This window comes from Microbulbifer harenosus, assembly GCF_005771435.1.
Classification (GTDB): domain Bacteria; phylum Pseudomonadota; class Gammaproteobacteria; order Pseudomonadales; family Cellvibrionaceae; genus Microbulbifer; species Microbulbifer harenosus.
This window is the reverse complement of record NZ_VANI01000002.1, coordinates 47002-72712: the sequence shown is the minus strand read 5'-3', so window position 1 is coordinate 72712 and position 25711 is coordinate 47002. Positions and strand designations below refer to the sequence as shown.

Here is a 25711-nt window from a genome sequence, read left to right as displayed (position 1 = left end):
TCGCCATACGCCCCTGCTAAGACAGCAGAGAAGCCTGTTCTCCAGCAGGCTCAGCCGCCCTTACTTCAGGCAGCTCCGCGGACGTAACCGCGCCGTTTGTCCGGCGGTAGTATTCGATCAGTTGGACAGTGGAGCCGTCGTCTCCGGCCAACGCCCCGCAAGCCAGTTTTGGCTCCGAATTTGTTGCCCAGACCTTTACCCAGTTCCACTCCCCACTGATCAAAGGAATAAATTTGCAGAATCACACCCTGGGCGAAAACCTTGTGCTCGTAGAGTGTGACTAGCGCTCCCAGTGACCGGGGCTCAACTCCTTCAAGAGTATGGTGTTATCTGGCTTTCCACCCCTGTGTAGGTTAAACGGGGTAAGCCTTTTTATTTCTTCTTGCGACAGCCTCTTGGCTGCCAGTTCACCGCGCTGGTCATCGCCTCACCGGTGGTGAATGTCTTGGGTGAGACGATAAAAACTGTGGATCCGGCATCCAGGCCGGCCAGCACATCCGTGAGCTGGGCTCCATCCACATGGATACAAAATGCACTGCGACATCGCCCATCCACTGGGCACGCAGCGCTTCAATGGCAGTCCGTGGCCCGAGATGGGAGCCACCGGCGCCAAGATTGGCTACATCGGTGATCCATTTGCCACTGTAGCCACTCAGGTCGCCATTATGTAGTAAAACTACAAGCTCTTTCAAGCGCTCCAACTCGGCGTCTATCAACCCGGAGCCAGCCGTAGCCAGGCAGACACCGACTATTCCTGCCCGGCGCTTTTTAACACGCGCACTCGCAGCTGCCGCATCTGCGGCCAATTAGTCAGAAGCATGATGACAGCGCTATCAAACCAACCCCAACGACACATAAAATCCGAGTACAGCCAATCCGGTTTGTAGTTTTCTTCCAAAATCTGAGTGGAAGCCGCGACAGCAGGTTCCACAGCGGCGAAACAAGACCAACCACTGAAAACGTGCGGCAAAACGTCGCGAAGTTGCCAATAGGCGCCCCCGAGAGGTCGGTGACCACAAAGCCATCGTCCCACTGCCACTAACCGGGTAAACTGCCGGGCTGAATAAAACACGGATCAAATCCGGCATTTCCGGTGTTAGGAACTCCGATAAAGGAACACAGCCGATCATGAAGAGCACCATCAACGACGTGGCCGCGAGGGCCGGGGTGTCGATCAAGACCGTTTCCCGGGTCATCAACAACGAACCCTCCGTGCGGCCGGCAACGCGCAAGAAGGTGATGGACGCCGTGGAGGAGCTCCACTATCAGCCCAACCTGGCGGCGCGCAATCTGGCGGGCACCCGCAGCTACACCATTGCACTGATCTACGACAACCCCAACGCCTATTACGTGATCGACATGCAAAACGGCATTCTCGAGACCTGCAAGGCGCGGGGCTACGAACTGCTGATTCACCCTAGCGATTCCCGTTCGGACAAGGTCAACGACGAGCTGCGCGCGCTGGTGGAGCACTCGAAAGTAGCCGGCGTGGTGCTGACCCCGCCCTTTTCTGAAACCCAGTCAGTGATCGACGAAGTGAAAAAACTCGGGCTCGATTATGTGCGTATTGTCTCCAGTGGCGCCGCCGCAGGTGACGAGGAGAATTGCATCCAGGTGGATGACGCTGCGGCGTCCTACGACATCACCAGGCACCTGATCGAACACGGCCACCGGCGCATCGGCTTTCTGTGCGGTGGTGAAGAACACGTTTCCACCCACGGCCGCCTCGACGGTTATAAGAGCGCACTGCAGCAGGCGGGCATATCCATCGACCCGCAACTTATCATCCCCGGGGAATACTCCTTTGACTCCGGCGTCGAGGGCGCCAAGGCGCTGCTGAGCATTGATAACCCGCCCACCGCCATCTTCGCCAGTAACGATGAAATGGCCGCGGGCGCGCTGTTTGCCGCGCGCCTGATGCATATCGCGATTCCGGAACAGCTATCTATTGTCGGTTTTGAAGACAGCCCCTTCTCCCGTCAGACCTGGCCGAAACTTACCACCGCCCACCAGCCGAACAACGAAATTGCCCGTTGCGCGGCGGCTTTGGTGCTCAACAAGGCGCGCAGCAAAGGCGCCTCGGAATCGGCATCTGCCAACCGGGATGCGGGTATTACCAAGAAATTCGTGCCGGAACTGCTGGTGCGCGATTCAACCGGTAACGCGCCCATTTGATATTGGGCCGCCCTGAAACTGCAGACAAAAAAATGCCCTCACGTGGAGGGCAAAAAAGATGACGAGAACCAAAGAGAGAAACTTCTTAAAGAAGCTCAATCAACAAAATCCTTTTAAGCACAACTCCCTGAAAACAATCTAACCGACAGACTCAATACGGTTGGCCTATTTCCAACTGCGCATCTTGTGGCCTTTAAGAGCGTAAAACAGGATGAACAGGTAAGCGGGAATCGCAATGATGTAGGCCGCCTGACCGTCGCCGGTATCGGCAAAATGCCCGTACAAGGGCGGCAGGACGGCGCCGCCGGAAATCCCCATGATCAGCAGCGCTGCACCCTTGGAAGTGAACTTACCCAGCCCCTCCAACGCCAGCGGCCAGATCGCCGGCCAGCACATGGCGTTGGCAAAGCCCAGCAGTGCCACAAAGTAAACCGCGTTCGGAATTTCGGGCAGACCGAAGTGCGCCAGGGTCGCGGCCGACATGGCCGTGCTTTGGAGGGAACCGCTCATGACGGCGAAGGTAAACACAATGCCCAGCACTGCGGAGATCAATAGCGCGGTCTGTTGGCTGATGAAACGCGGAATGGCAATAGTGCCGTAGATGTAACCCAACACCATGAACACCATGGTGTATGAAGTCAGAACTGAAGCCACCGAGGTATCCAGGCCCGCCTGCTTACCCAACAGGCCGATGGCATCACCGGCGATGACTTCCACACCCACATAGAAAAACAGGGCGATGGAACCGAGCACCAGCTGCGGGAATTTCTTCAGGCCCAACATGGTTACAGCGGCGTCTTCCTGCCCTTCCACCGCTTCATCTTCAATGTCGGGCAGCGGCGCAAACATCATCGCTACGGCGAGTACGAAGCCGAGAATCGCCATGCCGATATATGGGGTTACCAGTTGCCCGGCGAGCTCGCCCAGCTTGACATCCTTGGCGGCGGGATCAAGCACGGCGAGTTCCGCATCAGATACGCCGCTGATGCCAGACATCACCAATGCAGCGAATACCAGCGGCGCAACAATACCCGCCCCCTTGTTCAGCAAACCCATGATGCAGATTCGCACCGCTGCGGTTTCCGCAGAGCCAAGCCTGACCACATAGGGATTGGACGCAGTCTGCAGAACGGTAAGACCGGAACCGACCACAAACTGGGCCAGCAGGAATATGCCGAACATACGACTGTAAGCGGCGGGAATAAAAATCAGCGCGCCGACAGCGACCAGCGCCAGACCGAGCGCCATGCCGACCTTGTAGCCAGTGCGCTCAATGATGGCCGCCATCGGCATCGCCATCACCGTGTAGGCAATATAAAACGCGGACGTTACCAGCATGGCCTGGAAGGCGCTGAGCTCACAGATAGTCTGCAAAAACGGGATCAGTGCGCCGTTCAGCCAGGTGACAAAGCCGAAAATAAAAAACAGCAGACCGATGATGGCCATCGGCAGAATGCTGCTGCGCGTTTCGCGCTGTGCTACGACTGCGGTATTCATGGTTTCACCTTTAATTATCGTTATTGAGCGTTGATCAAGTTCGTCATCGGGTTTTTATTACTTTGTAGGAGCCTGCTTGCAGGCGAACGGAGGTTTTATCGCAAGCAGCCATCCTTGGAGCAGTGTCCGGCCCGACCATCCATGGCCGGGCGCCCGTGAGAGCAGCGAGCAGTGCTCGCTCTACGCCCTCCCGGGCCCTGCAGGCAGGCTCCTACACAAAGCTCTATTCACTTACTGAAAAAACTTCTTTTCCACCGATCCAGGTTTTCTGCACCTGGAGCTTGTCATCGACAAGAATCATGTCGGCCGGCGCACCGACAACAATGCGCCCGGCATCGGTACCGAGAAACTCGGCCGGATACAGGCCCGCCATACGCAGCGCCTCGGTCAGTTCCACTCCACACCAGTCGCGGATATTGCGCACTGCGCCGATCATGTCCAGATGCGATCCGGCCAGCTCACCGGTGGTCGACGTCAGTTTATCGCCATCGCGAGTGACGATGCGCTCGAACAGCGGGAAGCTCATTTCATCACTGCCCACCAGGGACATGGCATCTGTCACCAGCACAATCTTGCCGCGGGGCTTGGCCTTCATTGCCAGGATCATGGCTTCCGGGCTCACATGGTGGCCGTCAGCGATCAATCCACACCAGCAACCGTCGCTGATCAGCGCGGTACCCACCATGCCGGGATCGCGCGAGTGCAGCGGCGACATGGCGTTGTAAAGATGTGTGAATCCGGTCGCACCCGCGGCCACCGCAGCGGCCGCAGTTTTGCCATCGGCATTGGAATGCCCGAGGCAGACCTTCACGCCGAGCGATGCCAGCTTGGCGATATCCTCGGGGGACACATTTTCTGGCGCCAGGGTGACCATTTTCAGGCCGAGATCATCCCGGGCATAAATCGCCAACTCTTCTTCGCTGAGCGGGCGGATAAACTTTTCCTCGTGAGTGCCTTTCTTCGGGGCGCTCAGATGCGGCCCCTCGAAATGCACACCCAACACACCGGGTACCCCTTCCGTCAGAGCGGCACTGACCGCATCCGCGGCTTTCTGCATGACATCCACCTGATCGGTGATCAGGGTGGGCATAAAACCGGTCGTGCCAAAGCGAGCGTGAGCCGCCGACATCTTGCACAGCGCATTCACACTGGTGTCGTTGTTGAACAACGCCCCACCGCCGCCGTTCACCTGAATGTCGATCAGGCCCGGAGCAAGCAGCCCCTCAAGACGTACAGCACCCGCCGCCGGCGCGCCGCCGACAGAGAGCACCTTGCCATCCTCGACCGTTAGCGCGACCTCGCGGTGCAGCTGCTCGCCGTCGAATAACTGTTGTGCAATAAATGCCTGTGCCACTTGCCCGCTCCCGGATTCCGTCAACGTCAAATCAGATGGTCTGGGTGACTTTTTTCAGACCTGCGGGCTCATCGGGATTGATGCCGCGGCTGACAGCCACATGAGCGACGTCAAGGTAGAAACGCTGCAGCAGTGCCAACGGCGCTACGCGCGGGTGCACGCCCTTGCTCGGCACGTGCAGATTGATCAGGGTGCCGCCGCGACGGATGATATCGGCGATCTGCTCGTTGTGTGTCTTAAAGGACTCATCTTCGATGGGCACATTCACCACGGTGAGTTTCTGCTCGACGAGGGTGACCGGACCGTGCAGGAATTCCGCGCTGGAGAAGGACTCCGCGTGGATGTTGCACACTTCTTTCAGCTTCAGCGCCAGCTCGCGGGTAATGCCGTAACCGGGGCCGCGCCCCAACACCACCAGGTTTTTCACCGCCGCCAGGTCTTCCGGGCGCAGTTGTATATCGGATTCGATGGCTTCCGTGAGCGCCTTCGGCAGCATTTCGACACCGGCTTTCAGTTCCGCATCCTGGGTCCAGTTGGCCACCAGCTGCAGCACAGCAGAGAGTGTGCACAAGTAGCTTTTGGTGGCGGCAACCGCCAATTCCGGACCCGCTTTCAGCGGCACAACCTGATCGACGATGTCTTTGATCGGCGCGGTTTCATCATTCACCAGAGCAATGGTGTAGGCGCCGGCGTCTTTCGCCATCTGCGCCTGAGCGAGAATGTCGGGACTGCGGCCAGACTGGGAAATCACGATGACCAGCGCGTCTTCGAGTTTCAGTTTTTTGCCGTACACACTGGAAACGGAGGGCGCGGCGGCGAAGGTCGGCGTGCCGGTCTCAATTTCAATCAGGTATTTCGCGAATACACCGGCGTGATCGGAGGAGCCGCGGCCCACAATCATCACAAAGCGCGGCGGCTTGTTGCGCAGACGCTCACCCAGTTCCGCCATGATCGGCGCATTGTTCTGCAATTGCTCGGCAATCCGGTCCGGGGCCTCGCGGGCCTCGGTTTCCATTACTGTCATCGCCATAGATGCACCTGCCTTGTTGGCTTCAGTGGAGTTCACTGCGCTCATAAATCCTGTCCGTAATTCCGTGTCGTTATTTGTCGTGTGACAACTTGTGAGTTCTAGTTAAAGCACCCGCTTATCCAAAGAGCGGCGCCTTTTCACCGCAGCGATTTCATCCAAAAAGCGCTTTGGCATCTCCCTCTTCCGCTTTCGACTTGCCGTCACCCAGCGCCGCGAGAGAATGCTGGGCGAAGTAAACGCAGCCCAGCTCAGGCGGATCCAGGGGATCGGACACCCGCTCCGCCACATGGGGTTTAAGCCAGGGCTTGAGGCGCGGCGCGAGACCACCAATCATGGCGAGTCGCGGCGGTTTGCTCTCCATCAACTTGTCAGCAAGATCGCTGATGTAGGCGGCGCCATCGCGCATGATGGATGCGGCAATCGGGCAGTTCGCTTCCGCACACACCACCACCGGAACCGCCAGCTTGGCATACTGACTGGACGGTTTTCCCGCCATCATTTCAATCACGTCGTAGGGATCGCTGGTCCCGAGTACCCGCTGCAGCTCCTGCTTCAGCATCGAGTCCTGTGCCAGGCCCTCCATCGCCATCAGCAGATATTTGACCGCTTCCATCCCCAGCCAGGCACCGCTGCCCTTATCGCCGTGGGGAAAGCCGTGGCCACCGACAATCTCGCTGCGACCGTTAACCCAGGAATAACCTACGGAGCCAGTGCCAGCGATAATGACTGCGCCGTCGCCGCCGCGATGGGCGCCGAGACACGCGGAGTGCTGATCGGTGGTCAGGAACATTTGTTTGAAGGGATGTGCCCAAGCGCTCATCTCATTGTAGAGACGGGGCATGTTGACGCCGGCCAGGCCGACACCGGCCACCAACTCCCCCAGCGTTTCCGGCGGCAGGCCGGCATCCGCCACGGCCAGTGCGGCAGAGCGCACAATGGAATCAATGGTCTGTGCATAACCATGAAGGGGGTTGGCGGGCCCGGAGACTCCGGTACCCAACAGGCGATTGTCGGCATCAAATACGGATGCGCGGCATTTACTGCCGCCGCCATCCACGCCAACGTAGAGAATTTCCCTGCTATCTCTTAAAGCAACCATCGAATCCGGCCCCTAAGATTTCTATTGTTATTTGTCCCACCGGATTTCCCCATCGCAATTCCTGCGCCCCAGAAGACCCGGCGCGGCGCACATACGGCGCCTGTGCCAATATGGAAGAAATACTACAAGACAAATGACAGCGTTGTCATGCTGTTTTTCAAAAAAACCGCAAGACTTCTCCAAGAATAGGTCGATTCTTTGCTCCAGGTGGCGAAAAAACCGACAACTGTAAGTAATACAAGGTCCCAACGGTTAACAGACACCATACCCCGTTGCGGCATCTACACCGCCTACAGAAGCTTTTGAGTGTCGTCAGCGTATCCGGTTCAAACTTATTGCAATAACTTCGTCACAGTTTTCTGCGATAAAGCGCGCGCCGCGGTAGCGACGGACAGCCGGCCCGCCCTGGCCGGCGGGAAAACGATGATAAATACAGGGGGAACAATGAGTATCCGCAGTAACTCGATACTTGGTCTTTTTTCCGCATTGCTGCTGCTGGGCAATCCGGCCCACGCCGATAATGGCACTGCAAATACCCTGTTCCGGCTCACGGGCTCGAATACCATCGGTGCGGATCTGGCGCCGGCACTGGTGAAAGACTACCTTGAGCACGTGGGTGCGAGCGGCATACACCAGCGCAGTGAAGGAGAGAAGCACTGGATCAGTGCCCGCCTTAAAAACGAAGAGGTTGTCATCCCGATCATCGCCCTGGGCTCCAGCACTGGCTTCAAGGCCCTCGACTCCGGTAGCGCGGACATCGCGATGGCGTCCCGCAGAATCAAAGCGGCCGAAGTCAACGCCCTCGCCCGCGTTGGCGACATGACCAGCCCCCAGGCGGAACATGTCATCGGTCTCGACGCACTGGTGATCACCGTGCACAAGGACAACCCCGTAACCCAGCTCGACGTGACGCAGCTGGCCGACATATACAACGGCAAGATCCGTAACTGGGCCCAACTCGGTGGCCCAGACCTGCCCATCCGCCCGCTCCACCGGGATTTGCAATCCGGTACCCGCGCCACATTCGATGAAGAGGTATTCGGCGGCAGCCGCACCGCAGCGCCATTCATCCATGAGGTATCCGGCAACCACGAAACCCGCGCGCTGATCGAGCGCGACCGCGCCGCCATCGGCTACCTGCCCTTCGCCGATGCCGACGGTCTACATAAAGTCGCGATCAAGTCCGGCGAACTCGCCGCTGTGGTGCCGGATCGCGGCATCATCGCCACCGAGGATTTTCCCCTCACTCGTCGCCTGTATCTCTATCGCAGTCCCGGTAGTCTCCATCCACACGTAAACGCCTTTCTGCGTTTTGTTGAATCCCACCACGGCCAACAGATCGTCGCCGACACCGGGTTCATCAATCTCACACCGGTGGCCATCAAACTGTCGCCCTATGCCAATGCCCCGGAAAATTACCGCAACTTAATGACTAGCGGTTCGCGCCTCAGTATCTCTTTCCGCTTTGCCGACGGTAGCGCCGAGCTCGACAATCGAGCCCTGCGGGATCTGCACCGGCTGCAGGATTTCATGGCCCGCGAAGAAAACCGTCACCTAAATCTGACACTGGTGGGCTTTTCCGATCGCATGACCAACGCCAATATCTCCGACCTGATATCCCGCTTCCGTGCCCTCAAGGTGCAGGGAGCTCTACTGCGGGATCACCAGATGGGCGACAGTCAGATCATGTCGGTAGGCGCCTTCGCGCCACTAACCGCCAACAGCGAGCAGGGACCGGTAAAGAACAGCCGGGTGGAAGTCTGGATTAACTGATGCCTCTGCGGTAAGCAACTATATTTACCGCCATGACCACCGCGAAATTCCATCCCTGGGTTACCCGTGCAACCGCGCTGCTGCTGGCGCTCACCCTGTTATTGGCGGGCGGTTGCTCCAGTGTCCGTCTCGTCTACGGGCACCTCGACTGGTGGATGGACCGCACACTCAATAAATATCTGGACCTCAAGGGCCCCCAGAAAAATCTGCTCTCCCAGCGGGTGGACGAATTCCACCGCTGGCATCGCCAGACCCAATTGCCCCGCTACGCCGACTACCTGGAGCAGCTCAGCGCGGAAGTGGACTCCCCGGACATCAGTCCCGCGCGACTGATCGAAATCGAAAACCAGGCGGAGGCGTTCTGGAACAGCTCCATCAGTATGCTAAGCGACCTGCTGTTGCCGGTGCTGCTCCAGCTGGACGCTACACAAATCAATACCCTCGCGGAAAACGCCCGTGAAGAGCGGGAAAAGTCGCTGAAAAAATGGCAAAAGGAGCGCAACAAGCGGGAAAAGGAATTCCGCAAACAAGCGGAGCGCTGGCTCGGCGACCTGACACCGCAGCAGGACGCCATGGTTGAGCGCGAGCTGGCCAGCACCACCTTCGACCCCAAGCTTCGCAATGCCCAGCGCGAACGCTGGACCAATGCCTTTATCCGCACCCTGAAAGACAAGCCGACGGGCTACGAAAAGACCCTGCGGGATCTTCTGACCAACCCGCAGTCACTGTGGTCGGAGGACTATCGCCAGATGCAGGAGCAACTGCGCGTCCAGGCGCGGAATCTCGGCAGCGAAATTCTGCAAAGTTCCACAGCGGAGCAACGTCAGCACCTGAAATCCACCCTGCAGGAGTACGCCACCGACTTCCGCCTCCTGGCAGCACAGAAGCCCTAGACGGCGGGCAGACACACAGACTCTCCGGCCGATCCCAGTCGGTTTCAGTTGCAACAAATTTTCCGCCGAAAACACCTGTATTTATCGGGTTTTCCCGCAAAAAATTGCCAGAAAACATGACGCACTCCGCCCGCTGCTGATAAGCTCCCCTCCGCAATTTCAACCGCCAACTACCTGTCATTGAGGAGAGGAATTTCCGTGCGTATCGAGACCGCCCAACGCGAGCAGCTGCAACAGTGGGAAAAAGAGCTGGAGCAGCAATACCAGCGTATTTGCCAGCACAACCTGAGCCTGGACCTGACCCGCGGTAAACCGGCGGCGGATCAACTGGCACTGTCCGACAGCCTGGATGGCATCCTGAATGGCGATTACCGCGCGCCCGACGGCACCGACACCCGCAACTACGGCGGCCTCGAAGGTATCGCCGCGGCGCGCGAACTGGGCGCGGATATCCTGCAGGTACCTTTTGAAGAAGTGCTCGCTGGCGGCAGCAGCTCGCTGACCCTGATGTACCACGCGGTACTCACCGGCTACCTGTTCGGCTTCGCCGGCAACCAGCCATGGAAAGACCTGAAGGCGCCGAAATTCCTGTGCCCGGTGCCGGGCTACGACCGCCACTTCGCCATCTGCGAGCAGCTCGGCATCGCCCTGGAAACCGTACCCATGACCGCCACTGGCCCGGACATGGATGCCGTGGAGCAAAAAATCCGCGAAGACCAGGACATCATCGGCATGTGGTGCGTGCCGAAGTTTTCCAACCCCACCGGTGTCACCTACGATGCCGACACCGTGGACCGACTGGCGCAGCTGGCCAAGATTGCCAACCCCGGCTTCCGCATTTTCTGGGACAACGCCTACGCGATTCACGACCTGGACCACCAGGTGAAACTGCCGAATATCCGCGAAGCCGCGCTGGGTAACGACACCGCCGACTCCGTGCTGCAGTTCGCCTCCACTTCCAAAGTGACCCACGCCGGTTCCGGTGTCGCCTTCGTGAGTGCGAGCCCCGCCAACCTGGCGTCACTGAAAAAGCAGATGTCTGCGATGACCATTGGTCCGGACAAGGTGAACCAGTTGCGCCACGCGCGCCTGTTCCCGGAGCTGACCCAGTTGAAGGAACACATGCAGAAGCACGCAGAAATCCTGCGCCCGAAATTTGCCTGCGTGCTTGAGCACCTCGAAAAGAATTTCGCCGATACCGACATGGGCGAGTGGGAAAAACCGCAGGGTGGCTATTTCGTTTCCTTCAACACCCGCCCCGGTTGCGCCCAGGAAGTGATCCGTCTGTCCGCGGAGGCCGGGGTGAAACTCACCCCCGCCGGTGCCACCTTCCCCTACGGCAAGGACCCGGAAAACAGTAACATCCGCATCGCCCCCAGCTTCCCGCCACTGGAAGAGCTGGACACCGCCATGTCTGTGTTCGTGCTGTGCGTGAAACTCGCCACTGTGCGCAAGGCGCTGGAAGCGGCCTGATTTATTCGCCGCGCCAGAAACAAAAAAACCGGCTAACTGCCGGTTTTTTTGCGCTCGATCAGCGCGCTTTGTAGGAGCCTGCTTGCAGGGCCCGGGAGAGTGCAGAGCGAGCACTGCTCGCTGCTCTCACGGGCGCCCGGCCAAGGATGGCCGGGCCGGACACTGTATCCAAGGATGGCTGCTTGCGTTAAAGCTCCCATTCGCCTGCAAGCAGGCTCCTACAGGGAAAGCGTCAGCCAGGAAATTCTCAGACCTCGTTGCGCCGCGTCTGCCAGGTGATCGGCCGCGCGTACTGCGCCACTTTGTCTTCCACCCCCAGCAGCATCGCAAACAGCGCCATCCGCACCAGCAGGCCGTTGTCGGTCTGGCGGAAGATCGCGAGGCTCGGGTGCTCGTTCAGGTCCGAATCCAGCTCATTGGCCTCGGCGCGGGAATCCCGCGGCAGCGGGTGCATGATGACCGTGTTAGGCTCCGCATGGCGGGTGAAAATATCCCGATTCAGGCGGAAACGACCGCGATAGCGGTCGGCCTCGGCCTGGGATGCGAAGCGCTCTTCCTGAATGCGGGTGGAGTAGACGATATCCACATTTTTTATCGACGGTTCCAGCTGATCGGTAATCGTCACCTGGTGCCCCCACTCGCGCAGCTTCTCCACCACCGCCTGCGGCATCGCCAGTTCCCCCGGCGACACCAGTACCAGCTGCACTTTTTCAAACAGGCACAGCAGCTTGCACAGGGAGTGCACCGTGCGGCCGTGTTTCAGGTCGCCGATCATGGCGATGCGGAAGTTATCCAGCGAGCGGCCCTTGCCTTCCAGCTCCTTGCGGATGGTGTACAGGTCAAGCAACGCCTGGGTCGGATGCTCGTTGGCTCCGTCGCCGCCGTTCACCACCGGTACCCGGCTCGCCGCGGCGAATTCGGCCACGGAACCGGACTGCGGGTGGCGCATGCAGATCACATCGGAGTAGCCGGAAAGCACCCGCGCGGTGTCATACAGGGATTCACCCTTGGCCAGGGAACTCGCGGAAACGCCCACCGTCTCGCGCACAGTGCCGCCGAGCAGGTTGAAGGCACAGCCGAAGCTTACCCGGGTGCGGGTGCTGGGCTCGAAAAACATATTGCCGAGGATCGCACCCTCGAGAACCCGGGTGACTTTTTCCCGGCGGGCGTAGGGAACCATGGTGTCTGCCACGGCAAAGATGCGGTCGATGTCGCCGCGTTCAAACTGGCTTACCGAAAGGATGTTGGCGCCGATAAAGTCCATTGTTTCTCCACTGTGTGTGCCAAGAGGCTGCGCCGGGATCGCCGGCGGCTTTATCGGGCGCGTATTCTACGCGCGCGCAGGGCCACCGAACAGAGACTCCCTTTCAATTCCGCGGTGGAGTTCTGCTCGAAACGGGATCCCGGCCTGCGCCGGGATGACGAGTGATAGGGAAAAATTTCTAGCCCTGTCATTCCCGCACAGGCGGGAATCCAGTCCACGGGCTCAGCCAAGCAAGGCATCACCCCAGGCTTCCAGCTGATCCAGCAGGTCGCTGCGCTCCGGGAAGGACTCGCGCAGTTCCGCAATTTCCTCGAAATACGCCTCCATGGTAATACTCGCCCCGAACGCCGGATCCGTCAGGCGCTGGTAGCGCCACTCCTCCCAGCGCTCCTGCTCGTCCTCACTCAGGGTCTCGGGGAAGTTGCGCGCGCGCAGGCGAAAGAGTAGTTCCGGCAGACGCGGATCGGAAAACGGAAACGACTCCGCCAGCGCTTCCGGACCGCGGGTCGCCAGTGCGGCGTGCACCTGGCGGCAGAGGTCGCGGTCGGCGTCGTTCATAAAACCGTCGTACAGCCGGGCTTCCACGTCCTTTGCTGGAAACTCGCCGTCGAGAAACACCTTGTGCAGTTTCTCCGTCAAGTCGAGGGCCTGCAGCGTCTGCCAGTTGGCCTCACAGGCGGACTTGTCGATGCCGAGTTCCGCCGCACGCTGGTCCGACAGCATATTCGCCGGCGCCAATACCGGGCAGCGGTTCATGTGGATCAGTTTCAGCCCTACCGGCAGTTCGCCCTCGTTGAGCTTGTCGCGGGCAGTGTAGAGGCGCTCGCGCAGGGCGTCGGCATCGAGTTGCAGAATCGGCTCGGGGTCCATGGCGAGGTTTACACAGATCACCGCGTTGCGGTTGACCGGGTGCATGGCGAGCGGCAACACGTAAGTGAGATGCCCCTGACTCGCCGGCACCTTGCCGGACACGTGCAGCAGCGGCTTGCGCGCACGCGGGTCCAGCAGTTTCGCCACTTCCTGCTTGCGGCGCAGCTTGTAGACGTAGTCATAGAGCTTCGGCTGCTTCTCCCGGATCAGGCGCGCCATATCGATGGTGGCGCGCACATCAGACAGCGCATCGTGGGCGCCTTCGTGGCTGATGCCGTTGGCGGCGGTGAGCTCTTCCAGGCGGAACGACGGTACCCTTTTTCCGTCCACCGGCGCCTTTTCCGGCCACACGATGCCCTCTGGACGCAGCGCGTAGGTAAGGCGGACCATATCGATAATGTCCCAGCGGCTGTTGCCGGAGCGCCATTCGCGCTCGTAGGGGTCCAGCAGATTACGGTAGAGGGTGTGGCGGGTGACCTCATCGTCAAAGCGCAGGCTGTTGTAGCCCACACCACAGGTTCCGGGTGCACCGAGTTCATCGAGGATGCGCTGGATAAAGTCGATCTCCGGCAATCCCTCAGCCAGCGCCTTCTGTGGCGCAAGCCCGGTCACCAGCGCCGCCATCGGCTGCGGCAGGCAGTCGCTCGCCGGCTTCGCGTAGATCATCAGGGGCTCGCCGACGATATTGAGATCTTCGTCAGTGCGGATACCAGCAAACTGGGAGGGCTTGTCTGCACCGGGGTTGGTGCCCCAAGTTTCGTAGTCGTGCCAGTAAAGTGTGGTAGCCATAGATCAACGCCCGTCTGTCCAATTCGAGAAAACCGTCATATTAACGCAAATGGCGCAATTGCTGTCTGGACAGTCCCTCGCAGCGGCAGCAAGCTTCGATCGCTGGAAAGTGAGAACTTCAAAAAGGAGACCCCATGGCCGTAAAACCCATCCCCGAAGGCATGAACACCGTCACCCCCTACCTGTGCGTGAAAGGTGCTGCCGCCGCCACCGACTTTTATTGTCCTGACACTCCCCCTGCGAGAAGCCATAGCGGGGCGATCCCGGATTAACCAAGTCGCGCCCCAATTCCCCGCTTGTGGACGCCCATCAGGCGGTGCCGGTTACCAGCTCCATCTGCCCGAACGGCGTTTGCAGACTAAACGACTGCACATTGTGAAAGCCGGCCTCTGCCGCCGCGGCGCGAACACGACCCCGGGCAACAGACAGGGGGCCGGATTTCAATTCCGCATGCAATCGTCCCAATATGTGAAACTCGGGTTCGGTGCGGTCGTCGTTGAGTTCTTCGTGAAAACTGATCAACATCCCCCCCGGTCGCAGCGCCCGCCGCATCCGCCCCATGACCGACGTCAAATCGCGGGCGTAGTAAAAAACCATGGAAGCCCAGATCAGGTCATAACCTGTCCCCAGGTCATCACAGTTCATGTCTCCCCCACGCAGCTGTATCCGAGTCTTGTCGGTAACCCGCGACCCGAGACTGGCCACTACCCCGGGCAGGTCGAATATCACGGTGTCGATATCCGGCCGGGCGGCACAGATATCCAGCGCCAGGCTCTCCGACCCGGCCCCCAGATCAAGCATCTTTTTGACACCCGGCCAGCAGGGCAACCCGCTTAAGATATCCATCACAATCGGGTTCCTCACCGAGCGGTGAAAGGAACGCAGACCGCCCACTGCCCGGGACCAATATTCCGGCCGGACCATTTCCGGCCCAGTCTGTACCTGCTGTTTATCGCGAAGGAGCGCGATGATGTTGTCGGCACTCACGTGCCGGACCTCGCCCAGATAACTCAGCAAGTTGGACATGGAAATGTCGGAAGTGGATGTGAGCAGCGGCGCAAAACCGCCGTCGACACAATAGCTGTCCTCGTGTTTACCGACTACGCCGAGCGACACCAGCGCATTGAGCAGCAGCTCGGTTCCCTCGCCGTCGAGCCCATATTGCTGCGCAAGCTCGCCAGCGGCACGTGGCAGCGTAAGGTCATCAAAAATACCCAGTTCCAGTGCAACAGCCAGCACTTCCCAGCGCAGCGGAGCGGTCAACAAATCGAAGAGGCGATACTGGGCGTCGCTGCCATAACGGGCAGCCGGGGAAATAGCGGTAGGCATGGCGGGCTATATCCTGTATCCGATGGTAAAAGCGAGCGTGCGCGGTCTGCTGTCTTCCACCAGCACACCGGCCGCCGTCCGTAACGCGCGGCTGTAAATAACCTCATCGAAAAGATTGCCAATAGAGACCACACCGTGGATATCCCCGAGGGCATAGCGCAGCCGGAGATTTACCGCGGTGTATTCCGGCTGTTCCAGGGTGTTCTGTCGATCGAAATAAAAACCACTGGAATGATGCGCGGATATTTCCGCCGCCCACGCGGCGGAATAGCGGTAATCCAGCAGCAGAGACGAAGTGTGTTCCGGTGTATAGGTCATACGACCACCGTCGAGTTCCGAGTGCTGGTAACCGACGTTCGCCTGCAGTGTCAGGTGATCGCTCAGCGGCGCGTTCAGGCTGTACTCGAGGCCGCGTATATCCGCCACACCGGTATTGGAGATCGTCTGCAAAGCTCCGGGCAGAAAATCCACCAGTTGTTTATTCCGAAAGCGGGTGTAAAACAGGGCAATCGAATGATCCGCTCGCCCGCCCCACAGGGTGCCGTGGTAGCCAGCCTCCGCGCTGTGATTTTTTTCCGGGCCATAGGAAAAAGTTTCCGGACTGCTAGCGGCGGCGTAATTGTAGCCACCGGGCAAATAACCACGGTAATAACTCGCGTAGACGGATTCCTTCTCGCTCCAGCTATACGCTGCAGAGAGGCCGGGCAAAGTCGCGGTGTGCATCTCGTCCATGCTGTAACCGCCGTCGACGCCATTAAAAAGTCCCGTGAGCTGCTGCCTGCCCGACTGGCGGTTGCGCTCGATGCGCACTCCTACACCCAGCTCCAGCGAGTCGAGCGGGAAAAAATCCACGCGCGCCAACGCCGCTGCATTTTCGTTTTCCAGCGAAGTTTGTCGCCGCAACCGCTGGAGACCTATCGTCATATCCACGTCGGTATCCTCCCGGGATAGATAGGCGCCCAGCGACCACGCCCACGCGGAATCCTCCCTGTCGGACATCAGCTGGAATTCCTGCGACACCATCCGGTCCTCAAGAGAAGACAGCGTCGGGGGTGTGTTCATCGGCCCGGCATCCAGGTCCATGACAAAATCCTGCCGATAACCGGTGACACCAGTGGTCGATGCCAGTTGCAGCCCGCCGATGTCGCGCTCCAGCCGCAGGGAGTGAACGGTTTTTTTCTGTTCATCGCGGGTTTTGGTGTTGTAGTTAACCGAAAAGCGCTCCGTCGCCAAAGGGCCTTCCAGATAGCGCATAGTGGCGCGACCGCGCTCCCATTGTTCCCAGTGGCTGTCCACACGGATATCGGTCTGACTGTCGGTGCGGTAGGACCAGGCCACATGGGCTGTGTCCCGTTCCGCGCGCCACTGGGGTTTGCGCGCGGCCATTAGATTGTCGAACGGTGGATTGCCGTCTTCGTGCCGGAGTGCGACGGCCAGCGCCATGGGTTCCGACACGGGACCACCGGCGGAGACCTGCAGTGCCCGCGACGGTTCCCGGCCTGCCGCCCCCTCGCGCCACAGGTGAGAATACCCTGTGCCGGCGGCAAGAGCGTCGCTGGGGAGACGCGATTCGATCCGGATACTTCCCGCCGGCGCATTGCCACTGCGCTGGTTTTGTGCAGCGCCTTTTTCCACTTGTATCGTTTCCACATTCAAGCGGTAGGGCGCCTGAGTGACGCCGAGAGGCAGGGAAACCCCATCGAGTACATAGCCCACCGGGTCCCGCAGTCCCGTATCGATCGACGACATACCGCGTATCACCAACCGGGTTTTCACCGAGGACTCTTCGACCGCCACATTGGCTGCGCGCGCTTCCAGCGCGCCGAGACTGCCCCCGGCAAGCTGTGCCGGATGCAGCGCGACAACGCCGCGTGTCCGTTGCGCCTGTACCGCCTCCGTCTCTGCACGGGCCGAAACTTCCACCTGTTCCAGAGCGCCGCGATCATCTTCCTGCGCGAGCGCCACACCAGCGCCTGGAAACTGAATGATGACCACAAGCCACGCGCAGAGTCGCCGTACTTTCATAGTGTCTTCCTGAAATTTCACACGGTGGACGATGATAGGAAGTCGGCACCCTGGAACCTACAAGCTGAAGAACGCTGCACTTTCACCTCAAGAGCGCTATGTACAGCTTTTTTGATGGGCGTTCGCAAAATGACAATTGAGCGCGCAACGCTTGATAGCGCCAAAGAAATAAAGCCGGTTTGATGGCGAAAATTCTGGCGAAGGAAGGCGACACCATGAAAATACCCCCCCTCGTTGAGGCCAATGCAGAGTTGAGCAAGCGGGAACTCGAACGCTACAGCCGACATCTGCTACTCCCCGATATCGGTTTACAGGGGCAGAAACGCCTCAAGAACAGTCGCGTGCTGGTGATCGGCGCCGGTGGGCTAGGTTCCCCGACACTGCTCTATCTGGCTGCCGCCGGTGTCGGCACACTCGGCATTGTGGAATTTGACCGGGTGGATGTTTCCAATTTGCAGCGCCAGGTGATTCACGGCGAGTCCGACGTCGGCCGCAAAAAATCGGAAAGTGCGCGGGATAAGATTAGCGAGATCAATCCGTTTGTTAACGTCGAGATCCACAATCAGCGTCTCGAAGCGGACAATGCTGAAAGCATTATTTCCCGCTATGACCTGGTGGTTGACGGCACTGATAATTTCGCCACGCGCTATCTGGTCAACGACGCGTGTGTCCTGGCGGAAAAGCCCTACGTATGGGGCTCCATATTTCGCTTTGAGGGCCAGGCATCCGTGTTCTGGGAAAAAGCCCCGGGGGGCCTCGGCCTCAACTATCGCGACCTGTACCCGGAACCGCCGCCGCCCGAACACGCGCCATCCTGCTCCGAAGGCGGTGTGTTGGGCATCCTGTGCGCCTCAATCGGTTCCATTATGGCGACCGAAGCCATCAAACTTCTCACCGGTATCGGCACGCCGCTGCTGGGTCGGCTGATGGTGTATGACGCGCTGGATATGAGCTACCGCACACTCCCTATCCGCCGCAATCCGGAACGCCAAACCATTACCCAACTGGAAGATTATGAATTCTTCTGTGGACTCCGTCGCGAGCCGGAAGCTGCGCCGGAGGTGCCCGGCATCAGCGTGCAAGCGTTTAAGCAACTGCGCCACGAAGGACATCCGCACCTTCTGGTGGATGTGCGCGAACAGCGCGAACGGGAAATCTGCCAAATCGACGGTTCAGTGTCGATTCCTCTGGGGGAGCTGCTCGCCGGACGCGGTCTCGAACGGCTCGACAAGGAAATTCCGCTAATACTGCACTGCAAGGCGGGAGGGCGTTCACGCCAGGCTCTGCTCGCACTGCAGGAAAAGGGGTTTACCAAACTGCACAACCTGGAGGGTGGCATCCTGTCCTGGATACGGGAAGTCGATTCCGAGCTAGCCGCTTACTGATCTTGCTTACATTTAGGACACCGTTTAGGACACCATTATGTTGAAGATTCAGGAATCCCATGTTCAGGCCATCCTCGAACACGCATATCGCGAGCACCCGCTGGAAGCCTGCGGCATCATCGCCACCGGTCGCGACGGCAGCCAACACCGCCTGATTCATATGGACAACGCCGCGCGCTCGGAAACCTTCTTCCAGTTCGATCCCCGGCAGCAGCTCCGCGTCTGGCAGGAAATGGAAGACCGCGAGGAAACCCCGCTGGTGTTTTACCACTCCCACACACACAGCAGGGCATTCCCCAGCCGCGAAGATATCCAGCATGCGTGGGACCCCCAGGTCCACTACCTGCTGGTATCCACAGACAGCCAGAGCCGCGGTGAACTTCGCAGTTACCGCATCATCGACGGGCGCGTCAGTGAGGAAGCCACTCGCGTCCTTCGCGGAACCTGAACAACGCAGCCGTTGCGAACACGTGTTTATCCCAGCCCTTATTGCAACGCACACTGAAAAAAGGAAATAAGCATGACCATTAAAGTCAAAATCCCGACACTTCTGCGCGCGCTTACCGGAGACCAGAAAGAAGTGGAAACAACCGGGGGAACCATCGGGGAGATTATTGAAAGCCTGGAGCAACAATACCCCGGGATCAGGGAGCGTCTGATGAGTGGCGATGAGGTTCACAAATTCATGAATATTTACGTCAATGAGGATGACATCCGTTTTCGGGAGAGGCTTGCCACCGCTGTCTCCCCCAGTGACACCATCACTATTCTGCCGGCCGTTGCCGGCGGTTGAGCGCAGCGCGGGGCTGAAATGCCCCGCCACTTCCCTTCTCCGTCACCTCCCGCTCCCCGTTTTCCCGCGTCCCGTTTTCCCGCTTCCCAATACGCCGACATCGCTATACCACGGGCATCCAGCCAAGCGCCCGCATTTTCCTTCTCTATCGGCCACAGAGGAAGGCTCATCAAATGACATTTTTTCGTTGGGGAAATGACAGCAGGGGAGCGTCTTCCCAGCGTATTTTCACTGGCACAGATTCAACCGGTCTCAGCCATCGTGGATATCAATAATTTTTTCTCCAACTGCGCAATCGTCGGCAATTTCCAGCACGCCTCACCCGCATTGCAGCCGGTGGTCAAGGCGCTGCTCTTCCAATGTCGGGCACTGGGTATCCAGGTGGAAAATCACTCCCTGATGGATGCCGGCACCAACCTGCCCCTTACCTTTATCACACCGGATTTTGAATCGGTCGAATGCCGTTTTAGCTTCTGGTCCGATTCGGAACAGCGCGCCGGTTGTGAAGCTACCCTGCAGGCGGCCACCGGACTGATGTCGGTGCACGGCCGGGCAACAGGTAGGGCGCAGCCGATTCCACTGCCCTACCTGTCTACCGTCTCCGCGACACTGGCACTCCAGGCCTGCCTGGCAACGGCCCTGGCACGCCGCCGCGGACTGGGCATTTCCCGCAGCCGGGTATCCATGGCGTCCGCCGGGCTGCTCTGCGCCGGTCAGTACCTCGCCGGTGCGACCACCCGGGAAGACGCGGAGGAAATCCTGCCCGGGCACCACGACGCGGGGCTGCGGCCGCCGTTCCGATCCGCGGACGGCGTGCGCTTCGAACTGGAAACGCTTTCCGCCGATCCCTGGCGCCGGCTGTGCGACGCGCTGGGGCTGGAACCCGTGGAAGCAGGCAGGGGCTGGCAGTCCTTCCTGCAGCGCTATGCCAAAGGCATCTGTCCGCTGCCCGAACGCCTGCACAAGCGCTTGGCCAAGTTGAGCTTCGCTCAAGTCACACGCATCTGCGGCGAGGCCGGTGTCGCCCTGTGCCGACAGCGCACCATTGAAGAGCGCGCGCGCGACAGTGATGTTGAGGAACTGCTGCGAGCGGGCCCCTGGCAGCTGCATCCGGCAATACCGACCGACACACCACTGCCGCCGCCCCGCGAACAGGATCAGCCCCTGAGCGGACTGACGGTGGTGGAATCCTGCCGCCGTATTCAGGGCCCGATGGCTGGACACCTGTTGTCCCTGCTCGGCGCGCGGGTCGTCCGCATAGAACCCCCGGGTGGGGATCCTCTGCGGGGCATGCCGCCGCTGGTGGCTGATTGCTCGGCGCGCTTCGACGCCCTCAATCACCACAAAGAAGTGATCGAGATCGACATCAAGAGCGCAGCCGGGCGCGCGCAACTGGTGGAGCTGGTTTCTGATGCGCAGGTGTTCCTGCACAACTGGGCCCCGGGCAAAGCAGAAGAATTGGGGCTGGATTACCGGCAGCTGGCCGCGGCCAGTCCCGGCCTTGTGTACACCCACGCCGGAGCCTGGGGACAGCTGGACGGCGCACTGGATATCCCCGGCACAGATTTCACTGTGCAGGCCTACTCTGGCCTGGCCGATCTGATCGGTCGCGCCGGAGGCCACGGCGGCGGCACCCTGTTCACCGCGTTGGATCTGCTCGGCGGCATCCTCGCGGCCCAGGGCGTTCTGCTGGGCTTGTTGAGCAGGAGTTTCTGCCACCGCGGCGGTCAGGCAAACACCTCGCTATTGGGCGCAGCCACACTGCTTAGCCAGTCCCACTTGCACGCCTGCCGCATGGGTACAGCGCTGCTGGAACCGGCGCTGGCAGACGCATGCAAAAACCTTGTCATCGAAAATCTGCGCGATCTGCCGCAGCAATCGCACTTTAACGGCGACCTGCATACGGATTCCTACACTCGTGTCACCCCACCCTGGAGATTCTCATGAACCATACCGGCCTTTTGGATCTCGTTCCCGCTACCCTTCGGGAAGAATGGAAAAAAGCGGGCTACTACCCCAACCGCAGCGTGTATCAAATGTTCTGCAGCAAAGCGGGAGACCTACCGGATACCCCGGCGGTGCTGGAGCCCGACGGCGTCACCAGCTACGCGCAGTTGCGGGATGCCGCGGAAAGGATCGCCAGCAGTTTTAAGGCGCTTGGCATCGTTAACGGCGATGTCGTGGTCTATCAGATGGCCAACAGCTGGCGGTCGTGCGCGATCGACCTGGCGTGCGCGGCCCTCGGCGCCATAGCCTGCCCCATGCCTGCGGGTCGCGGTCGGCTGGATATGGAAGCGGTGCTGAAACGCACCGACGCCCGTGCGGTAATCGTAGACCGGCGTCACCGGGACATCGACTACTGTGAGATTGTCGACGAAGTGCGCCGCGTGGCGCTCTCCCTGCGAGTGCTGGTGGTACACGGCGAAAAGCCGGATTCAGGCCCCTGGCGCAGCTTCGACGATCTACTGCAGGCTGCCCCCCTCACCGAACCCGAAGCGGTAAACGCAGACGCTCCGGCGCGCTTCCTCATTTCATCCGGCACCGAATCCGAACCCAAATTGGTGGCGTATTCCCACAACGCCCTGCTCGGAGGACGCGGCCGCTTCCTGGAGCGGATGAAACTGCCGGAACAGGAATTTCGCGCCCTCTACCTGATGCCCCTGGGCACCGCGTTCGGCTCCAGCGCCACCTGCGGTGTGCTCGCATGGCTGGGCGGCTCCATTGTGGTGTTGCCGGAATTCAACGCGGAAGCGGCCATCGACGCCATTGCACAGCACAAACCCACCCATATTCTCGGCGTACCCACCATGTTTCAGCGCATGGCCGTCGCGCCGGAACTTCAGCAGCTGGACCTGTCGTGCCTCACCGCGCTGGTAAGCGGCGGTGCAGCCATGGACACCGCCACCCGCAACCGCTGTGTGCGGGCTTTCGGCTGTCCGCTGATCGGCCTGTATGGCTCCGCCGACGGTATCAACTGTCATCACACCCTGGACGACCCGCCGGAAACGCTGAGCGCGTCTATCGGCAGGCCCAACCCCAGTGTCTGTGACATCCGCATCGTTGATGACGAGCGCCAGCCCCTGCCCCGAGGCGAGATCGGCGAGATAGCCGGCCGCGGCCCACTCTCACCCATGCAATACGTGAATGCACCAGAGCTGGACCGCAGTCACCGCGACGAACAGGGCTGGGTCTATACCGGCGATCTCGGTCGCATCGACGATGCGGGCAATCTGGTCCTGTTGGGGCGCAAAAAGGACGTCATCATCCGCGGTGGCTCCAATATCAGCCCGCTGCAGATTGAGCAGACTGCCACCGCGCATCCCGACGTCGTCAGCGCCGCCTGCGTACCGGTGCCGGATGCGGAAATGGGGCAGCGCGTGTGCATTTGCCTGACCCTGCGCGAGGGGGCGGAGCGCATGTCACTGCGCGAGCTGGGCGAGTTCCTCAAATCCCGCGGGCTGGAAGTTAACAAGCTTCCTGAGTATCTGCAGTTCCACCGCCAGTTACCGATGACGCCGGCAGGCAAAGTGGACAAACGCGCGCTGGCGGCGGGCGCCGCCTCCCTCGGCGACACCGCCGACGAACCCCTAAAGCTGGCGATCTGACACAGCGCGGAGAAGTGAGGAATCCACCATGCCCCCATCGCCATCGCCGTCGGCCCGGGCGGAGTCACCGGCAATAAGGCCCGTAGAGGGGCTTGCGAAGTCCGCCACTGGTGCGGTATTGCTGCTGGCCATGGCCCTGCCGATGCTGATTCTCTACGCTACCGGCAGCCTCGGCGCCTACGTGTCCGCGGATCTCGGCGTTGCGGCCGAATCCCTCGGTTATCTGGTGCTGGCCTCGTTCGGGCTCGCGGCACTGCTATCGCTGTTTGCGGGAAGCATTGTCGACCGGCTCGGCCTCAGGATCAGCTTCGCATTGCATTTCTGTGCCGTGGCACTGTCTTTTCTGTTGATAAGCAGGGCCAACTCGCTGCCACTGCTCGCCGCCAGCGTAGCGATCTGCGGTCTCTCCCAGGCCACCGCCAATCCAGTCACCAACCAGTTGATCGCCCTGCGGATCCCCCCGGCAAAACGGGCGGGCATGGTGGGGCTGAAGCAATCCGGCGTGCAACTGGCAGCCCTGTTCGCAGGGCTGGTGCTGCCGGTAATTGCCGCTGGCTGGGGTTGGCGGACGGCCTTTCTGTCCCTGGTGCCCGCAGCACTGCTGGGGGCACTGGCGGCGGCCGCACTCGCCCCGCCGCGCGTCGCGCGCCGCGCACGGCTGAGCCTGGCGCCGCCCAATCGGCCGCTGGTGCTACTGATGCTCGCCCAGGGTTGTATCGGTGCGGTGCTGTCAGCCTATGTCACCGCCGTGCCGGCGTTCGGCATCAGCCTGGGGCTGGGCCCACGGGAAGCGGCGCAGCTCGTTACTCTGTTCGGGGTAACAGGCATGTTGTCCCGCATTGCCCTCACTCCCATCGCCGCCCGTTTCGATAACCAGGCGCTGTGCCTGCTCGTTCTGGTCGCCGTCGCAATCGCAGCGGTCTGCGTCACCGCCTCCGCCGCAGCGGACCATCTCTGGTTTCTCTACACCGGCGTCGCGGGTATCGGCCTCAGCATCGTCGCCAGCAACGCCATCGCCATGGGCATGCTGGTGAAAGGCCCGGAATTCGGCCCTGTCACCCAGGCCTCCGGGATGGTATCCGCGGCCTTTTTCTCCGGCCTCGCGTGCGGTTCGCTGCTGTTTGGACAACTGGCGGCCAGCACCGGCGGCTATCGCAGCGGCTGGATCGGGCTGCTGGCCGTCCTCATGCTCAGCGGCATGCTTTGCGGCCTGCTGGCTGATTACCTGCGCCGAAACTTGTCCGAGGAGGCGCCGCAGCAATGACGACTTCCGAACAAGCCACCGCCACCAAACCCGCAACCGCGCCCCTCTCTTGCGCCCGCGCCATCGGGCGCTACCTGTCGCGCCTGGCCGGGGACTGCGGCGACGCGGTGCCACTTTTCCGCGAACAGCAAAATCCGCAGTGGCAACTGTCTGCCGGCGGCTCCTGGATGGGAGGTTTCTGGAGCGGATGCTGGTGGCTACAGGCACACCTGAGCGGGCGCGCCGCTGACCGCGCGCGGGCGCTGTCCATCTGCAGACAACTAGCCGCCAAACTGCACCAGGACACCCAGTTTCGCAGCATGATCTTCTGGTATGCGACGGCGCCGGGTATCGCCCTGTTCAACCATCCATCGTGCAGGGAACTGGCCACCGCCGCAGCCCGCACCCTGGCCCAGAGTTTCAATGAGCAGCAGTCCTTCTACCCCCTGGGAAGCGCGCTCGGCGGCGGGCCAAACGGCCCCCGAACACTCAACGTCGACGCCTTTGCCGCACTTCTGCGCCTGCTCCAGTACGGCGACGAAAACACGCGCGACAGTGCGCGCCGCCATGCCCGCAGTGTCACCCAACACCTGCTGGCGGATGACGGCAACTTCTACGCCAATGCCAGTATCGACTCGTCCGGCGCACACCCTCTGGGGCGCGCCGGTCAGTGGGCGCGGGGGAACAGCTGGGGACTGCTGGGCCTGGCCTCCGCGGCGCGGCTGTGGGATTCGCAGTACCGCGACCTGGCCGAGCGCCACTGCGACCTTTGGTGGCAGTGCCACGGGCAGGATTTTCCTCCCAGCCAGCAAGACGCCGATCCGGCGCTACCGGACCCATCCGCCACGCTGATTGCCGCCATCGCAATGTACAAACTCGATGCGGGGGACAGCCACTGGCGCAAGCGCGCAAACCGACTTTTGCAACAGTTACTCGATTCCCCTTTCTTCACCCGGAATACGTCCAGCGACGAAGCCCGCTTTCTCGGTTGCAGCTTTCGCGGAACCACCGGCGGGGAAACGCTGGGTGAAACAGTGTGGGGATATTTTTTCCTATTGCAGGCGCTATTAATTGCCGGTGGCGCCATCGATCCAGACACTATCTAACGAACGGT

The 25711-nt window shown here is 60.5% G+C and carries 21 protein-coding genes and 1 pseudogene; 12 read left to right on the top strand and 10 right to left on the bottom strand.

Going from position 1 to position 25711, the window contains the following annotated elements; genetic code table 11:
• Positions 1 to 65 precede the first annotated feature (65 nt).
• Both FDY93_RS19920 and FDY93_RS19915 read right to left on the bottom strand, forming a co-directional pair.
• Entirely contained in the window at positions 66 to 293 is a 228-nt protein-coding gene (locus FDY93_RS19920) for a hypothetical protein (protein WP_220446081.1), read from the bottom strand.
• 79 nt (positions 294 to 372) lie between these two features.
• Positions 373 to 692: pseudogene (locus FDY93_RS19915) on the bottom strand (hypothetical protein).
• 436 nt (positions 693 to 1128) lie between these two features.
• Between FDY93_RS19915 and FDY93_RS01445 the strand changes: the two are divergent.
• Positions 1129 to 2175 (top strand): LacI family DNA-binding transcriptional regulator, encoded by a 1047-nt coding sequence (locus FDY93_RS01445; protein WP_138233975.1) that lies wholly within the window; start codon positions 1129 to 1131, stop codon positions 2173 to 2175.
• 165 nt (positions 2176 to 2340) lie between these two features.
• Here the strand turns inward: FDY93_RS01445 and FDY93_RS01440 are convergent, their stop codons facing one another.
• The 4 genes from FDY93_RS01440 to nagK all read right to left on the bottom strand — a co-directional run bounded on the left by FDY93_RS01440 (position 2341) and on the right by nagK (position 7155).
• Positions 2341 to 3672, bottom strand: coding sequence for a sugar MFS transporter (locus tag FDY93_RS01440; protein ID WP_138233974.1), 1332 nt, complete (start codon positions 3670 to 3672; stop codon positions 2341 to 2343).
• Positions 3673 to 3895: 223 nt separating this feature from the next.
• Complete coding sequence (gene nagA / locus FDY93_RS01435; RefSeq protein WP_138233973.1) at positions 3896 to 5026, bottom strand: N-acetylglucosamine-6-phosphate deacetylase; 1131 nt, start codon at positions 5024 to 5026, stop codon at positions 3896 to 3898.
• Positions 5027 to 5057: 31 nt separating this feature from the next.
• Complete coding sequence (gene nagB-II / locus FDY93_RS01430; protein WP_246068411.1) at positions 5058 to 6101, bottom strand: glucosamine-6-phosphate deaminase NagB-II; 1044 nt, start codon at positions 6099 to 6101, stop codon at positions 5058 to 5060.
• 106 nt (positions 6102 to 6207) lie between these two features.
• Entirely contained in the window at positions 6208 to 7155 is a 948-nt protein-coding gene (gene nagK, locus FDY93_RS01425; protein WP_138233972.1) for an N-acetylglucosamine kinase, read from the bottom strand.
• 444 nt (positions 7156 to 7599) lie between these two features.
• Here nagK and FDY93_RS01420 point away from each other — a divergent pair, with 444 nt between their 5' ends.
• The 3 genes from FDY93_RS01420 to FDY93_RS01410 all read left to right on the top strand — a co-directional run bounded on the left by FDY93_RS01420 (position 7600) and on the right by FDY93_RS01410 (position 11294).
• Positions 7600 to 8928 (top strand): substrate-binding domain-containing protein, encoded by a 1329-nt coding sequence (locus tag FDY93_RS01420; RefSeq protein ID WP_171018858.1) that lies wholly within the window; start codon positions 7600 to 7602, stop codon positions 8926 to 8928.
• Between the two features lie 32 nt (positions 8929 to 8960).
• Positions 8961 to 9821: a DUF6279 family lipoprotein gene (locus FDY93_RS01415; protein ID WP_138233970.1), complete on the top strand. Its 861-nt coding sequence runs from the start codon at positions 8961 to 8963 to the stop codon at positions 9819 to 9821.
• A gap of 198 nt (positions 9822 to 10019) precedes the next feature.
• On the top strand, positions 10020 to 11294 hold the full coding sequence (locus tag FDY93_RS01410) for an aspartate aminotransferase type Ic (RefSeq protein WP_138233969.1): 1275 nt from the start codon (positions 10020 to 10022) through the stop codon (positions 11292 to 11294).
• Between the two features lie 247 nt (positions 11295 to 11541).
• Here the strand turns inward: FDY93_RS01410 and FDY93_RS01405 are convergent, their stop codons facing one another.
• Together FDY93_RS01405 and sbcB are read right to left on the bottom strand one after the other, a co-directional pair.
• The gene (locus FDY93_RS01405) at positions 11542 to 12558 is read right to left on the bottom strand and encodes an aspartate carbamoyltransferase (RefSeq protein WP_138233968.1); all 1017 of its coding nucleotides are present in this window, start codon (positions 12556 to 12558) and stop codon (positions 11542 to 11544) included.
• A gap of 222 nt (positions 12559 to 12780) precedes the next feature.
• Positions 12781 to 14217 (bottom strand): exodeoxyribonuclease I, encoded by a 1437-nt coding sequence (gene sbcB, locus FDY93_RS01400; protein WP_138233967.1) that lies wholly within the window; start codon positions 14215 to 14217, stop codon positions 12781 to 12783.
• A 134-nt stretch (positions 14218 to 14351) separates the two neighbouring features.
• Here sbcB and FDY93_RS19555 point away from each other — a divergent pair, with 134 nt between their 5' ends.
• Positions 14352 to 14489, top strand: coding sequence for a hypothetical protein (locus FDY93_RS19555; RefSeq protein WP_220446075.1), 138 nt, complete (start codon positions 14352 to 14354; stop codon positions 14487 to 14489).
• 37 nt (positions 14490 to 14526) lie between these two features.
• Here the strand turns inward: FDY93_RS19555 and FDY93_RS01390 are convergent, their stop codons facing one another.
• Positions 14527 to 15546 carry a methyltransferase gene (locus FDY93_RS01390; RefSeq protein WP_138233966.1) on the bottom strand — a complete coding sequence of 340 codons (1020 nt, stop codon included), beginning with the start codon at positions 15544 to 15546 and terminating at the stop codon, positions 14527 to 14529.
• Between the two features lie 6 nt (positions 15547 to 15552).
• On the bottom strand, positions 15553 to 17571 hold the full coding sequence (locus FDY93_RS01385) for a TonB-dependent receptor (RefSeq protein ID WP_138233965.1): 2019 nt from the start codon (positions 17569 to 17571) through the stop codon (positions 15553 to 15555).
• A 215-nt stretch (positions 17572 to 17786) separates the two neighbouring features.
• Between FDY93_RS01385 and moeB the strand changes: the two genes are divergently transcribed.
• From moeB to FDY93_RS01350, 7 genes are all read left to right on the top strand, one after another.
• A complete protein-coding gene (moeB, locus tag FDY93_RS01380) occupies positions 17787 to 18956 on the top strand; it encodes a molybdopterin-synthase adenylyltransferase MoeB (RefSeq protein WP_138233964.1) in 1170 nt (389 codons plus the stop codon).
• Positions 18957 to 18993: 37 nt separating this feature from the next.
• Positions 18994 to 19404 (top strand): M67 family metallopeptidase, encoded by a 411-nt coding sequence (locus tag FDY93_RS01375; protein WP_138233963.1) that lies wholly within the window; start codon positions 18994 to 18996, stop codon positions 19402 to 19404.
• A gap of 72 nt (positions 19405 to 19476) precedes the next feature.
• Positions 19477 to 19749 carry a MoaD family protein gene (locus FDY93_RS01370; protein ID WP_138233962.1) on the top strand — a complete coding sequence of 91 codons (273 nt, stop codon included), beginning with the start codon at positions 19477 to 19479 and terminating at the stop codon, positions 19747 to 19749.
• 195 nt (positions 19750 to 19944) lie between these two features.
• Positions 19945 to 21696 carry a CoA transferase gene (locus tag FDY93_RS01365; RefSeq protein WP_138233961.1) on the top strand — a complete coding sequence of 584 codons (1752 nt, stop codon included), beginning with the start codon at positions 19945 to 19947 and terminating at the stop codon, positions 21694 to 21696.
• On the top strand, positions 21693 to 23354 hold the full coding sequence (locus tag FDY93_RS01360; protein ID WP_138233960.1) for a class I adenylate-forming enzyme family protein: 1662 nt from the start codon (positions 21693 to 21695) through the stop codon (positions 23352 to 23354). Before FDY93_RS01365 ends, FDY93_RS01360 begins: the two co-directional genes overlap by 4 nt.
• A gap of 28 nt (positions 23355 to 23382) precedes the next feature.
• Positions 23383 to 24618, top strand: coding sequence for an MFS transporter (locus FDY93_RS01355; RefSeq protein WP_138233959.1), 1236 nt, complete (start codon positions 23383 to 23385; stop codon positions 24616 to 24618).
• Positions 24615 to 25703, top strand: a complete 1089-nt coding sequence (locus FDY93_RS01350) for a hypothetical protein (protein ID WP_138233958.1) — start codon at positions 24615 to 24617, stop codon at positions 25701 to 25703. Before FDY93_RS01355 ends, FDY93_RS01350 begins: the two co-directional genes overlap by 4 nt.
• The last annotated feature ends 8 nt before the right edge of the window (positions 25704 to 25711 follow it).

What these genes read in the sequence shown, in the direction of transcription:
- FDY93_RS01365 (WP_138233961.1), top strand. Translation starts at nt 19,945, where the DNA reads ATGACAGCAGGGGAGCGTCTTCCCAGCGTATTTTCACTGGCACAGATT.
- moeB (WP_138233964.1), top strand. Translation starts at nt 17,787, where the DNA reads ATGAAAATACCCCCCCTCGTTGAGGCCAATGCAGAGTTGAGCAAGCGG.
- FDY93_RS01350 (WP_138233958.1), top strand. Translation starts at nt 24,615, where the DNA reads ATGACGACTTCCGAACAAGCCACCGCCACCAAACCCGCAACCGCGCCC.
- FDY93_RS01375 (WP_138233963.1), top strand. Translation starts at nt 18,994, where the DNA reads ATGTTGAAGATTCAGGAATCCCATGTTCAGGCCATCCTCGAACACGCA.
- nagK (WP_138233972.1), bottom strand. Translation starts at nt 7,155, where the DNA reads ATGGTTGCTTTAAGAGATAGCAGGGAAATTCTCTACGTTGGCGTGGAT.
- FDY93_RS01405 (WP_138233968.1), bottom strand. Translation starts at nt 12,558, where the DNA reads ATGGACTTTATCGGCGCCAACATCCTTTCGGTAAGCCAGTTTGAACGC.
- FDY93_RS01390 (WP_138233966.1), bottom strand. Translation starts at nt 15,546, where the DNA reads ATGCCTACCGCTATTTCCCCGGCTGCCCGTTATGGCAGCGACGCCCAG.
- FDY93_RS01445 (WP_138233975.1), top strand. Translation starts at nt 1,129, where the DNA reads ATGAAGAGCACCATCAACGACGTGGCCGCGAGGGCCGGGGTGTCGATC.
- FDY93_RS19555 (WP_220446075.1), top strand. Translation starts at nt 14,352, where the DNA reads ATGGCCGTAAAACCCATCCCCGAAGGCATGAACACCGTCACCCCCTAC.
- FDY93_RS01440 (WP_138233974.1), bottom strand. Translation starts at nt 3,672, where the DNA reads ATGAATACCGCAGTCGTAGCACAGCGCGAAACGCGCAGCAGCATTCTG.
- FDY93_RS01360 (WP_138233960.1), top strand. Translation starts at nt 21,693, where the DNA reads ATGAACCATACCGGCCTTTTGGATCTCGTTCCCGCTACCCTTCGGGAA.
- FDY93_RS01415 (WP_138233970.1), top strand. Translation starts at nt 8,961, where the DNA reads ATGACCACCGCGAAATTCCATCCCTGGGTTACCCGTGCAACCGCGCTG.
- FDY93_RS01370 (WP_138233962.1), top strand. Translation starts at nt 19,477, where the DNA reads ATGACCATTAAAGTCAAAATCCCGACACTTCTGCGCGCGCTTACCGGA.
- nagB-II (WP_246068411.1), bottom strand. Translation starts at nt 6,101, where the DNA reads ATGAGCGCAGTGAACTCCACTGAAGCCAACAAGGCAGGTGCATCTATG.
- FDY93_RS01355 (WP_138233959.1), top strand. Translation starts at nt 23,383, where the DNA reads ATGCCCCCATCGCCATCGCCGTCGGCCCGGGCGGAGTCACCGGCAATA.
- FDY93_RS01385 (WP_138233965.1), bottom strand. Translation starts at nt 17,571, where the DNA reads ATGAAAGTACGGCGACTCTGCGCGTGGCTTGTGGTCATCATTCAGTTT.
- sbcB (WP_138233967.1), bottom strand. Translation starts at nt 14,217, where the DNA reads ATGGCTACCACACTTTACTGGCACGACTACGAAACTTGGGGCACCAAC.
- FDY93_RS01420 (WP_171018858.1), top strand. Translation starts at nt 7,600, where the DNA reads ATGAGTATCCGCAGTAACTCGATACTTGGTCTTTTTTCCGCATTGCTG.